This window comes from Acinetobacter sp. YH12201 (assembly GCF_013418145.1).
Taxonomy (GTDB): domain Bacteria; phylum Pseudomonadota; class Gammaproteobacteria; order Pseudomonadales; family Moraxellaceae; genus Acinetobacter.
In genome coordinates, this window is the sequence record NZ_VPCP01000002.1 from 17,158 (window position 1) to 29,202 (window position 12,045).

The 12,045-nt window shown below is 41.0% G+C and carries 12 protein-coding genes; 7 read left to right on the plus strand and 5 right to left on the minus strand.

What is annotated here, in order from left to right; translation table 11 throughout:
• Positions 1-4: 4 nt before the first annotated feature.
• Both FTU91_RS00650 and FTU91_RS00655 read right to left on the minus strand, forming a co-directional pair.
• A complete protein-coding gene (locus FTU91_RS00650) occupies positions 5-859 on the minus strand; it encodes a MaoC/PaaZ C-terminal domain-containing protein (RefSeq protein ID WP_180080273.1) in 855 nt (284 codons plus the stop codon).
• Between the two features lie 139 nt (positions 860-998).
• On the minus strand, positions 999-2,390 hold the full coding sequence (locus FTU91_RS00655) for a 3-oxoacyl-ACP reductase (RefSeq protein WP_180080276.1): 1,392 nt from the start codon (positions 2,388-2,390) through the stop codon (positions 999-1,001).
• Positions 2,391-2,630: 240 nt separating this feature from the next.
• Here FTU91_RS00655 and FTU91_RS00660 point away from each other — a divergent pair, with 240 nt between their 5' ends.
• Positions 2,631-4,148, plus strand: a complete 1,518-nt coding sequence (locus tag FTU91_RS00660; protein ID WP_180080280.1) for an acetyl-CoA C-acetyltransferase — start codon at positions 2,631-2,633, stop codon at positions 4,146-4,148.
• A gap of 170 nt (positions 4,149-4,318) precedes the next feature.
• Here FTU91_RS00660 and aceI read toward each other — a convergent pair whose 3' ends face one another.
• The gene (gene aceI, locus FTU91_RS00665; protein ID WP_180080284.1) at positions 4,319-4,753 is read right to left on the minus strand and encodes a chlorhexidine efflux PACE transporter AceI; all 435 of its coding nucleotides are present in this window, start codon (positions 4,751-4,753) and stop codon (positions 4,319-4,321) included.
• A gap of 84 nt (positions 4,754-4,837) precedes the next feature.
• On the opposite strand from aceI, the gene FTU91_RS00670 reads away from it, so the two are divergent.
• From FTU91_RS00670 to FTU91_RS00685, 4 genes are all read left to right on the plus strand, one after another.
• A complete protein-coding gene (locus FTU91_RS00670; protein WP_180080287.1) occupies positions 4,838-5,728 on the plus strand; it encodes a LysR family transcriptional regulator in 891 nt (296 codons plus the stop codon).
• 88 nt (positions 5,729-5,816) lie between these two features.
• Entirely contained in the window at positions 5,817-6,806 is a 990-nt protein-coding gene (gene tal / locus FTU91_RS00675) for a transaldolase (RefSeq protein WP_180080290.1), read from the plus strand.
• An 80-nt stretch (positions 6,807-6,886) separates the two neighbouring features.
• Positions 6,887-7,537: a leucine efflux protein LeuE gene (gene leuE / locus FTU91_RS00680; RefSeq protein ID WP_180080293.1), complete on the plus strand. Its 651-nt coding sequence runs from the start codon at positions 6,887-6,889 to the stop codon at positions 7,535-7,537.
• Between the two features lie 136 nt (positions 7,538-7,673).
• Positions 7,674-8,855 (plus strand): benzoate/H(+) symporter BenE family transporter, encoded by a 1,182-nt coding sequence (locus FTU91_RS00685; RefSeq protein ID WP_180080296.1) that lies wholly within the window; start codon positions 7,674-7,676, stop codon positions 8,853-8,855.
• Between the two features lie 349 nt (positions 8,856-9,204).
• Here FTU91_RS00685 and FTU91_RS00690 read toward each other — a convergent pair whose 3' ends face one another.
• On the minus strand, positions 9,205-10,248 hold the full coding sequence (locus FTU91_RS00690) for an alpha/beta hydrolase (RefSeq protein ID WP_180080416.1): 1,044 nt from the start codon (positions 10,246-10,248) through the stop codon (positions 9,205-9,207).
• Between the two features lie 225 nt (positions 10,249-10,473).
• Between FTU91_RS00690 and FTU91_RS00695 the strand changes: the two genes are divergently transcribed.
• A complete protein-coding gene (locus FTU91_RS00695) occupies positions 10,474-10,917 on the plus strand; it encodes a universal stress protein (RefSeq protein ID WP_166168925.1) in 444 nt (147 codons plus the stop codon).
• 131 nt (positions 10,918-11,048) lie between these two features.
• The gene (locus FTU91_RS00700) at positions 11,049-11,492 is read left to right on the plus strand and encodes a universal stress protein (RefSeq protein ID WP_131274561.1); all 444 of its coding nucleotides are present in this window, start codon (positions 11,049-11,051) and stop codon (positions 11,490-11,492) included.
• 165 nt (positions 11,493-11,657) lie between these two features.
• Here the strand turns inward: FTU91_RS00700 and FTU91_RS00705 are convergent, their stop codons facing one another.
• Complete coding sequence (locus tag FTU91_RS00705; protein ID WP_086195449.1) at positions 11,658-11,873, minus strand: hypothetical protein; 216 nt, start codon at positions 11,871-11,873, stop codon at positions 11,658-11,660.
• Positions 11,874-12,045: the final 172 nt, after the last annotated feature.

Consider the following 12,045-nt stretch of genomic DNA (forward strand, 5'->3'; position numbering starts at 1 on the left):
GGTCTTAAAGTGCTTTGACACTTCCCGTGACATGCGGTTTTTTGTTTTTACCGTTTCGGATGACAAACTCGGTATCTTGTCCTTCCTGAGCAGTCAAGAACTCCACTTTTGAAGGGAGATACATCGGGAGCTTAAACCAGACATCAGCTTCGTAGGCATCTGGCAAAGTTAAGCTGGCCAGTGCTTTCGCTTTGCTCCACATACCATGGGCAATCGCCTGTTTAAAACCGAATGCTTTTGCCGTGATGGCATGGATATGAATCAGGTTAAAGTCACCAGACGTTAAAGCATAACGGCGACCGGTATTTTCAGATACATTCCATTCGGCATTGAGTTCATAGGCTGGCGTTTTATTGTCTACCAGTTTAGGAGTAGCTTTAACACTGGTTTTTTGACGGGCTAAATAGGTAGTTACCCCTTCCATCACCACGTCATTGCCGACTTTCGCCGTGGTCATAAAGTCAAACTGCACGCCCTTATCATGAGGTTGTACATCACCAAACTTGCAGGACAATGTTAATGCTTCATTAGTACCCACTTTGCGGTTTTGTTTAATCTGGTTGCGAATATGTACCAGACCTAAAATTGCAAATGGGAAAGTCTCAGTCGTCATCATATGCATTTGCAGGCTTTGCGATAGCACCGCTAAATAAATGGCTGGAATATAACCATTATTCTTGAAGCCGCACACTTCGTTATAAGCTTTAAGATGCTTTTGATCGACCTTGAATGAATCCACCACATATTCAACTTGCGGCAGCACTTGTTCACCTTTAGGCTTTTTAAAAATCAAGCCTTGAATCACTTTCGGATAGGCTAAATAAGGTTTTGGAAGTTGACTAAAATGGCGAGTATTCATACTGAACCTTTGGAAGTTTTTCTAATTTATTTAATGGAGTTCTCTCTCCCTCTGGGAGAGAGCTAGAGAGAGGGTTAATAATATATCCCCTTATCTCCCTCTCCTAAATCCTCTCCCCAAGGGAGAGGACTTTAATGTGTTAAGCCCCTAACAAGCTTTGACCACACACACGAACCACGTTACCATTTAAACCTGTAGACGCTGAAGATGCAAATAATGCAATTGTTTCAGCAACATCAACCGGTAGACCGCCTTGACTCATTGAGTTCATACGGCGACCTGCTTCACGAATCGCAAATGGAATTGCCGCTGTCATTTGCGTTTCAATGAAGCCCGGTGCTACGGCATTAATGGTTACGCCATTTTTCAAAATAGGTGCCGTAAATTTCACCACACCAATCACGCCCGCTTTAGAAGCAGCATAGTTGGTTTGCCCTAAATTACCCGCAATACCTGAAATTGACGATACGCAAACAATACGACCGTTGCTGTTCAACCCTGCATTTTCAATAAGGTAATCATTGACACGCTCAATTGCAGACAAGTTAATGTTGATCACCAAATCCCAAAGCTCTGGTTTCATATTGGCCAAAGTTTTGTCACGGGTAATTCCTGCATTATGTACGATGATATCAAGACCGCCCTTCGCCGCTGCTGCAGCCTTAATTTTTTCACCGGCATCCGCAGCCGTGATGTCAATTGCTAAAGTTGAACCGCCAATGGCACCCGCAACACGGTCCAGATCCGCCTGCTGTTGGGGAACGTCCAGGCAAATGACATGTGCGCCATCACGTGAAAGTACATGGGCAATTGCTTCACCAATCCCGCGGCTTGCACCAGTGACTACAGCAGTTTTTCCAGCAAGAGGTTTGGCCCAGTCTACATCGACAACTTCAGCTTTAGAAACCCGAATAACTTGACCAGAAACATAAGCAGAACGCGGAGATAATGCAAAACGCACTGTAGATTCAAGGTTTGCTTCAGCACCTTGATCAACATAAATCAGATTTGCCGCTATACCTTTCTTAAACTCTTTACCGACTGATTTTACAAAACCTTCAAGTGCACGTTGGGCAATGGCCTGTTTTAGCGTTTTTGCAGTCTCAGGGCTAATCCCTACAACGATGACACGGCCTGAAGCCTGGATTTGACGCGCAATCGGGTTAAAGAAGTTATAAAGTTCTTTTAGCTGTTCAGAGTTTTGGATACCAGACGCATCAAAAATGACTGCTTTAAATTTAGACTCTTTATCGCCCGGGTGAAAAGCGCCCAGATTTAAACCTGTTTTTGCAGCTGCTTGCTGTAATTCGGAGTTGTTACCTGCGTAGCTATTGGCATGAATATTGGCCAGAACCTGTGCGATTGCACCAGATAATGTACTTGATGATGCAGCACCAAATAACACCGCCCCTTTCACTACAGGTGTCGCAGACTCAAAACGCTCTAAAAAAGTTGGCGATGGCAAGCCTAAATTTTTGATGACAAATTTACCAATAGGAGATTTTGCAAAGGTTTGGTATTGATCAGTCATATTTATTATCTCTCATACAAATTAATTTTTGATGGTTTTGAAAATATCTTTTTAACTTCAATATGATGTCAGGCACTTATATTTCAATACATCCATCAGTTTCCATAGAATCATACTTGAGTTAAATTATAGATGTCTTGACCTGAATGCTTTGCCTAATGTCATTTTAGTCAATTCAGCTGTTTTTAGATTATGTTAATGTACACGCCAAGAATACTGTAAAATGCTTGGAAAAGCCTGATGAGCAAAACAACTCAAGAAAATCCGGCAGTCGATAATTCTGCTACGGAAACTGTGTCAAAACCATCAAAAAGTACTGCGCGCACAACTAAAACTTCTGGCCCGGCGGCCACGTCAGCAGATGCTGCGCCTAAAACACCCCGTACCCGTTCCACATCGGCACGTAGTAAAACTATAGCTTCAACGACAATAACACCCGAATCTACACCTCAAACGTCTGTTCAACAGGATAACACCATGAGCCAAAACACAGTTCGCCGCGTTGCAATTATCGGTGGTAACCGTATTCCTTTCGCCCGTTCAAACGGTGCTTACTTTACTGCTTCTAACAGCGACATGTTTACTGCAGCATTAAATGGTCTGATTGAGCGTTTTAATTTACAAGGTCAACGTTTAGGCGAAGTCGTTGCCGGCGCAGTTTTAAAACACAGCCGTGACTTTAACATGACCCGTGAGTGCGTGTTAAATACTGAACTTGCTCCAGAAACACCTGCTTACGATATTCAGCAAGCCTGTGGTACAGGCTTGCAAGCAGCATTCCAGATTGCCAACAAAATTGCACTGGGTCAAATTGAAGTCGGTATTGCGGGTGGTGTAGATACGACTTCTGATGCGCCAATTTCTTTCGGTGATGGCTTACGTAAGGCATTGCTTGAACTGAACATTGCGAAAACCGCGAAAGACCGTTTAAAAGCATTAACCAAAATTAATGTTAAAGACTTGATGGATGCCCCTAAAAACGGTGAGCCACGTACCGGTCTTTCTATGGGTGACCATCAGGCGATTACTGCACTTGAATGGGGTATTTCTCGTGAAGCACAGGACGAACTTGCAGCGTCATCTCACCAAAAAATGGCGGCTGCATACGAAGAAGGCTTCTTCGATGACCTGATCACACCATTCATCGGTTTAGAACGTGACAATAACTTACGTGCAGATTCTTCTGTAGAAAAACTTGCAAAACTTAAACCGGCTTTTGGTAAAGGTGATGCACGTACCATGACTGCGGGCAACTCAACTCCACTCACTGATGGTGCATCTTGTGTATTGTTAGCTTCTGAGGAATGGGCTAAAGCCAATGGTCACGAAATTTTAGCTTACTTAACATTCCAGGAAACTGCAGCAGTTGACTTTGTTGAGAAAAAAGAAGGCTTGTTGATGGCACCTGCTTATGCCGTTCCACGTATGCTCGAACGTGCCGGTCTTACCCTGCAAGATTTCGACTACTATGAAATTCATGAAGCATTTGCATCACAGGTTCTTTCTACCCTTAAGGCATGGGAAGACCCAAAATTCTGTAAAGAACGTTTAGGCTTGGATGCTCCACTGGGTTCAATTGACCGTTCCAAGCTTAACGTTAAAGGTTCATCTTTAGCAGCGGGTCACCCATTTGCAGCCACTGGCGGTCGTCTTATCGCAACCGCAGCAAAACTGATTCACCAAAAAGGTTCAGGCCGTGTTTTAGTCTCGATTTGTGCTGCGGGTGGTCAAGGTGTAACAGCAATTATTGAAAAATAATCTGAATCTTTGGTTCAGGAAAGCTCCTCGAGTGAGGGGCTTTTTTATTATCATCTTATTATTTGGCTATTTATATGCTCACTAATATCTTGAATATGCGAAAATACAAATAAGATGAGTGTCTATCAAAAACCATACATCAGCCATGCTTTTTAGATCACAGATTTAAATTAGGCTGTAGATTTCACATGATGACTAATGTTCAATTTAGCTTCAATATAGTCATAACACCACTGGAAAATAAAAGTATAGACCAGAATACACAAAGTCATACTGAGATCAGTCAAAATTGCCTGCCAAATTGACATCTCCAAAGCATAAGCCACCATTGGAATGGTCGCCAGCATCAAACCACCTTCAAAACCAATAGCATGTAAAACACGTACACCGACTGTTCTTTTCAGTTGACGTTTGGCTTCAAAGTTTTCAAAAAAATGATTGAAAGTCATATTCCAAATCACGGAAGTCACGGCCATTGCAACACCTAAGCTACCGGTCACCTCCATAGGCATTTCAAAAATAAAGCTTAATGCAATTGCAATGATCACCAGTAGGATCGTTTCATAGCTTAGCGCATGGATTATCCTTCTTTTTGACATCAACATTTTAAAACTCTTTCATTTGGATGCAGACATTTTATTTTGATAATATTGATTAATCGAATTAGATTCTTTCAAAAGTTTTGATAGATGAATATTAATCAAGAACAACTGATCATATTTAAAACCGTGATTGAAAGCGGCTCATTCTCTGCGGCTGCCAGACAGCTCGGCAAAGTACCTTCGGCAGTTAGTATGTCGATTGCCAATCTGGAAGTTGATCTTAATTTATCCCTCTTCACCCGTGCTGGCCGTGAGCCTGTACCGACCCCACAAGCGCTAACCTTATATGAAAAAACCGAACAGCTCTTAATTGAAATCAATCAATGGAAACAGCAAGCTTTTGCCCTGAGTCAAGGTCTGGAATCTGCTTTAAATATTGTGGTGGTCTCTGAACTGTTGCACACAAAATGGATTGACTATATTTCATTGCTGGAAAAACAGTTTCCAGAACTGCAAATCAATATTTTTTCAGCTCCGCAGGAAGATGCCTTAAAGATGCTGCTCAACCAGACTGCGCAGTTAGCACTCATGTTTGAACGCGAACAGCTGGAAACGCGCGAACAGTTTGTCGAACTCAAGCGTGAGGCTTTGGTGCCGGTTACGGCTATTGATTCCCCCTTGGCCACATTTGAACAGGTGAGCTATGAGCAAATTTTGCAAAGCCGGCAAATTGTAGTGGCAAGTCGCGATCGCAGCATCAAGCCGGAATTGTTATTTTCAAAAAAATACTGGCGTACAGATAACCATTTATCTGCCTGTGCCATGATCCAGCAGGGTCTGGGATGGGGAGTTTTACCTTTAGAAATGCTAAACCAGAATCCGCATATTCAACAACAACTTAAGATTCTTAACTTTTTGGATTTCACTCCAAAATTTGAATATTTTGTTGATCTGGTCTGGAGTCGTGAAAGCCAGCTGGGTGCTGCTGCTCATTTTTTGATTAATCACATCCGAAATTCAAGAAAAAACATAAAATAGACAGGTCTTATACGCGCTTTTTACTTTGGATAACAGGAGATTGTGATATAACAAATAAACGGGAAATAACTTTAAGAACCAGACGACAATGACTCAATCAGCCTTAAATCAATTAAAAAACCTTACTACCATTGTTGCCGACAGTAGCGATTTTTCCGCAATCGAAAAATTTCGCCCTCTTGATGCAACAACAAATCCTTCACTGATTACAGCTGCAGCGAATCAGCCTGAAAATAAAGAACTGATTGAAGCTGCCTTTGAACAGGCGAAATCTGAAGGGTATAGTGGCGATCTTCTGGTTGAACGTACCATCGATATCCTGACAGTCAAGTTTGGTGTGGAAATTCTAAAACTGATTCAAGGACGTGTTTCTACCGAAGTCGATGCAGCACTTTCTTACGATACTGAAGCCACCATTGCCAAAGCCAAAGAACTTCTGGAATTATATAAAACCTATGGGATCGATCAGAACCGTATCCTGATTAAAATCGCTTCCACCTGGGAAGGCATTCAGGCAGCCAAAGCATTAGAAGCTGAAGGCATTCATTGTAACTTGACCCTGTTATTCGGCTTGCATCAGGCTCAAGCCTGTGCGGACGCCAATGTCACCCTGATTTCACCTTTTGTCGGCCGTATTCTGGACTGGTATAAAAAAGCGGAAAATGTCGATCATTATCCAATTGATAAAGACCCGGGTGTACTTTCAGTCAAACAGATTTATCATTTCTACAAGCAGCATTGCATCAAAACAGAAGTAATGGGCGCAAGTTTCCGCAGTATAGATCAGGTACTTGGATTGGCTGGCTGTGATCTGCTTACCGTTTCTCCTAACCTTCTGGCAGAACTGAAACAGGACCAGCGTGAAGTGGTGGCCCAGCTTAGCAACGATCATACTCAGGCCCATTGCCAGCATCAGGTTGAGCCTTTAACCCAAGAAAGCTTTAAAGCTCAGATTGAAAAAGATTTAATGTCTTCTCAACTGTTACAAAGCGGCATTGACGGATTTATTAAAGCGCGTGAACAGTTAAATACCTTACTGCGCCAATCTTTCGGCTTGGATGCTGAAATTAAAGCTTAATTTATTCCTATCTTTCCCTAAAAAAAGCCGATTTTGTTATAGTGAACAGGTCGGCTTTTTTGATGATTTGAGAGTATATTTTGTTCGGCATAACCGATCTTAGCACCTATATTATTGGCACTACCCTAATCGTATTACTACCCGGTCCAAATTCACTGTATGTGATGTCCATCGCTTCACGTTTCGGTATTAAAGCCGGCTATAAAAGTGCTTTTGGTGTCTATACCGGTGACCTGATTTTAATTCTACTGACAGCATTGGGTGCAGCCTCATTACTGCATGCTTTCCCTTGGGTATTTACCTTACTAAAGATTATCGGTGCAATTTACTTAAGTTATTTGGGCATAAAATTGCTGATTGCTGCCTATCACACCTGGAATGTCCTGCACTCCACAACACAAATAGCAACAGTAGAAAAAAATATTGAACAGCTGCAACCCTTTAAAACAGCATTAACCATCAGTATTTTAAACCCCAAAGCCATTTTATTTTATTTGTCCTTTTTTGTGCAGTTTGTCGATCCGGCCTATCCTTATCCGGCCATTACCTTTACTGCACTTGCAGTCATCTTGCAGCTCATTAGCATGAGTTATTTAACCATCCTGATTTTTTCCGGTGCAAAACTGGCATCTTATTTTACTTCGCGTTATAAAGTAACGGCCTCATGTGTAGCAGCTGTGGGACTGTTATTTTGTGGTTTCGGGATTAAACTCGCGACCTCAACCCTGTAGTTCTACGGTCTAAAGAAGCAAATTAAACCTGTAAAAAGCCTATAAATTGAGGCAATAATTTCTTTCCGCTTATTAACCACAGGCGTATGATTATTACACTTTTCAAATTTTAACAAATCCAGCACGCAAAGGATGTATGCACAAATTTCTCCAAGACTTTTCCGTTCCTGCGGTATTTGCAGGTTTCATTACCTTTCTGATTGGTATCAGTGTTTCGGCAGTTTTGGTCATTCAAGCTGCACAAATATTAGGGGTTACGCCAGAGCAAATTAGCTCCTGGTTTTGGGCATTAGGTTTAGGGATTGGACTGTCTGGTTTAATTTTGTCCTGGAAATTTAAATATCCAGTTGCCACGTCATGGTCAACTGCTGGACTGGCCCTGATTTTAGCCACTGGCAATGGTTATAGCTTGCACGAAGCCATCGGTGCATTTCTGGTCTGTGGTTTACTCAGTGCCATTTTAGGTTTTTCGGGTATTTTTCAGAAAATTTTATCTTATATTCCACAAAGCTTAACTAGTGCCATGTTGGCAGGTGTGTTACTCAAATTCGGCATTGCCCTGTTTGCCAGCATGCAAAATGACTGGGGCTTTATCATTTCATTGTTAGCAGCGTATGTTCTGTCTAAACGTCTGTCTCCACGTTACAGCATCGTCATTACCGTGATTGCCGGACTTGTGCTCTGTCCAATGTTTATGCAGTTTCATCCTCCAGTTTTACAATGGAGTTTGGCGCAACCGGTATGGATTAGTCCTGTATTTAGCTGGTCCGCCCTTTTGGGTTTGGCCTTGCCATTATTCGTCATTAACATGGCATCACAATATTTACCCGGTATTGCCATGATCAAAAGCTATGGCTATCAGCCCCATGTCAATCAGCTGATTGGCTGGACCGGAGTTACCCAGACCCTGCTGGCTCCATTTGGCTGTTACACGGTCAATATTGCAGCCATTAGTGCAGCCGTCAGTCTGGATGATCAGGTTCATCCTGACCCAGAGAAACGCTATATTGCCGGCATAAGCTGTGGATTTTTCTATATCTTGATGGGGGTTTTCGCGGCGACACTGACCAGTTTGCTGATGTCTTTCCCAGCCATTTTTATTGTTGCTCTGGCCGGCATTGCCTTACTGGGCACCATTAGCCACAACATAGCTATCGCCTTTCAGGATGTCCGCGAACGAGAAGCCGCATTATTGACCTTTTTATTCAGCGCTTCCGGCATTCAGTTTTTTGGGATTGGTTCAGCCTTCTGGGGTTTAATTTTTGGTATTGTCGTATCCATTATATTCAAGTTTAAAGTAGTGCAATCCTGCAAATAATTTTTGCGGTTTATTAATCAGGCTATGGATATTCCTGCACAGGGTAAGCCAGAATCAGGTTTATAATTGTGTGCTTGACATGCAGGATGATAATTTCTTAATCTTCCTGCTAACCCCGCCCGATGAATTTAGAACACACAATCACCAGCAAACTCGATCCCTGTTTGCCAGAATCTTCCATTTTGAGCAAAAAGTGAGTTCTGTTTCTTCTAAAATAATAGCTAAACCCAGTAAGGGATAAGCTAACAAAACAGAATTCTAATCATCTTTTGCTCAATTTACATTAAAGTATTATTTTAAATAATTTAAGGGCTGTCCCATTTTTAGATATGACCTGTCTAAAACGAAGCTACAAAGCTGAATCACTATATTTTTGAATAAACTGGATGGTTTGCTTAAATGTCTGCTGACTGGCCCTTTTACTCATCATAAACTGATATTCATGGACCAAAAACTCTTTAGACTCAGGATAAAAAACTTCGGTTACCGGTATCTTCTGATTAAGCAAAGCACTTACAAAAGGGATAGACTGAGTCCTGGTCAAAAAGTCTTTATTGCCGCCACTAATGAAAACAGGCGGATAATTCGCAGTTAAATATTGAATGGGAGAAATGCTTTTTAAGAAATCTGTATCATCTTTTTTATTGCCGGTATAGGCCTGAACCAGATTAAACACTCCCCATTCAATCAGTTTTAATTCATCTGGAGCCGTTTTGATAAAGGCATTCATATCATAAATACCACAATGCAGGATCAACCCTTTAATTTGCTCACGCTGGATTAACGGTGAAATCGCAGACTTTCGGGCAAAATCAGGATTACTGAGTAAAGCTGCATAATGACTGACTAAATTTGCACCTGCCGAGTCACCCGCCAGATACAGGTGCTGGGCATTAATATGGTAAGTCTCGGCATGCTCGCTAATGAATTTTAGGGCCTGATTAATTTGCAGCAGCTGCTCAGGATAAATCGTTTGCGGAGCAAATTGGTATTCGACTGAAACCACGTTATAGCCTTGATCAGCAAGACGTTTAAAGTAGCCTCGAGCATGTTGTTTAGAACCGGAAATCCAGCCACCGCCATGAATCCAGACCACCGTCGGCCGGTTTCCCAACTCTGCAATATCACGGGGTTGGTAAAGATCCAGATGCAGCGCCGGATTTTGCAGATATGCAATATTGGTTTGAGCTAAAACTTCAGGAGCATGCCGATCAATAAACTTTTTTTGAACATTGGTCGAGGCATTAAATACACTGGCAATGACCTTGCTATTGCTTTGTATATTCTGGCAAGCACTACTGGATAGTGCAGCAATGAGGCATACACTTAGACTAAAAGATTTCGAATACACAATTTGCCCTATCAACTTTTCCACAAAATTGAGAAAAATCATCATATTTTGCAGCATTTTAATGACTGTTTAAACATTTAGAAATACAAGCCCAAATGTTGATTTTTAAACTCGGTTTTTGAATGTCACAGTGAATACAGTTATATTTATAATTTGTATATAATTTAATGAATTTTAAAACATTTTTTACAGAGTAAATTGATCAATTCAATACAATGTGCTATGTATAAACAATAGCTACATAATAAATGCTAAGGAATCATGCTTATGTCTTATCAAAATATTTTAGTCCCAGTTGATGGCTCAGAAATTTCTTTCTCTGCAGTTAAAAATGCAGCTCAAATTGCTAAAGCATTTTCCAGTCAGTTAACATTGATCAGCTTGGTTACTGAAGACCCATTTTCTCAAGCAGATTTTTATTATCCATCTCCAATCATGAAAGAATATTTTGTGCAGGCTTATGCCAATGCCGAAAAAGCCTTAGAAAAAGCCAAAGCAATTGCCGCTGAAAATGGTGTCATTGCAACACCTCAAATCATTAAGGGCAATATTTCAGAAGAAGGTATTCTGGAAACTGCGGAAAAATTGAAAACTGACCTGATTGTGATGGGTTCTCACGGTCGTAAAGGTTTTCAAAAATTCCTTCTGGGCAGCTTTGCTCAGGATGTTCTAAAAACCACCAAGCTTCCTGTTTTAGTGGTCAAAGAATAAGTTTTTTAATGAGCCTCTCCATAGATGAAAGGCTCATTTTATCAATTTCGGCAATTGGTAAAATGATCATCATAACTGATTATAAATCTCCATCACACTTATCCATTCAGCAATATTCATAAGGTAATTTCATGACTTATAAACATATTTTGGTTCCAGTAGATGAATCTCCTATTTCTTATGCCGCTGTTGAACAGGCTCTGGCTTTGGCCAAACCTTTAAATTGCCAGGTCACCATTACCAGTGTGATTGCGGTTGATCCTTTTGTTGGAGTTGATTTTTATAAAGTCGCACCGGCAATTACCGATTACTTTATCGAAGCTGAAAAAAATGCACAGTTGAACCTGGCAGAAATCAAGCAATCTTTCATTCGTGATGGCATTGCGGTCGATACCAAAATCGTTCGGGGTGTATCACCTGCTGAAGGTATTATGCAGGTTGCCGATGAAGTGGGTGCCGATCTGATTATTATGGGCTCACATGGTCGTACCGGATTTAAGAAATTAGTGTTGGGAAGTGTGGCCCAAGAAGTCTTGACTCAGTCTCCTATTCCAGTACTGATTATGAAAGTCTAAGCAATAAAAAAGTCCCTGTAGTACAGGGACTTTTTTATATAAGCATATCTATCATGTGCTTCTGCTGCCGCCATCCATGCACTTGATCTCAAGCTGGTAAACTGAATGGGGCGTATTTGCCAAAGAAACTGTTTTTAATCAGCATTGAAGTAACCTCAACACCCTTTATGTTTTGGAAATATGTTGATGTAAATTTTGCAGGTAAATTTCTGCTTCAAGTTTGCTGGCAAAGTTTTTTTGATAGCTTCCCGTCGCCTGAATATTATTCGGTGTATATTCAATCAGCACAGCAAAATTTCCGTCAGTCGCATTTTTTGAAACCCGAATTGCAATGATATGCTGAGAATTTAGGTAAAAACCATCTTCAATTTTAACTAACAAAACCAATCTCCAGTCTATTTAGTAAAATGACAGGCTAATGCAATCACAGTCTGTAAATGATAAAAGCTCACCTTAAGATGAGCTTTGACATGGCTATTTTAAGCCATAACAGTGATTTATTCGACACTTTTAAAGTAATTATGCAATATAAATTATGTCTTACTATTCCAGT

Bases quoted from the DNA above. Each gene is read 5' to 3' on its own strand.
- FTU91_RS00650 (WP_180080273.1), bottom strand. From the start codon at position 859: ATGAATACTCGCCATTTTAGTCAACTTCCAAAACCTTATTTAGCCTAT.
- FTU91_RS00655 (WP_180080276.1), bottom strand. From the start codon at position 2,390: ATGACTGATCAATACCAAACCTTTGCAAAATCTCCTATTGGTAAATTT.
- FTU91_RS00660 (WP_180080280.1), top strand. From the start codon at position 2,631: ATGAGCAAAACAACTCAAGAAAATCCGGCAGTCGATAATTCTGCTACG.
- aceI (WP_180080284.1), bottom strand. From the start codon at position 4,753: ATGTTGATGTCAAAAAGAAGGATAATCCATGCGCTAAGCTATGAAACG.
- FTU91_RS00670 (WP_180080287.1), top strand. From the start codon at position 4,838: ATGAATATTAATCAAGAACAACTGATCATATTTAAAACCGTGATTGAA.
- tal (WP_180080290.1), top strand. From the start codon at position 5,817: ATGACTCAATCAGCCTTAAATCAATTAAAAAACCTTACTACCATTGTT.
- FTU91_RS00685 (WP_180080296.1), top strand. From the start codon at position 7,674: ATGCACAAATTTCTCCAAGACTTTTCCGTTCCTGCGGTATTTGCAGGT.
- FTU91_RS00690 (WP_180080416.1), bottom strand. From the start codon at position 10,248: ATGATTTTTCTCAATTTTGTGGAAAAGTTGATAGGGCAAATTGTGTAT.
- FTU91_RS00695 (WP_166168925.1), top strand. From the start codon at position 10,474: ATGTCTTATCAAAATATTTTAGTCCCAGTTGATGGCTCAGAAATTTCT.
- FTU91_RS00700 (WP_131274561.1), top strand. From the start codon at position 11,049: ATGACTTATAAACATATTTTGGTTCCAGTAGATGAATCTCCTATTTCT.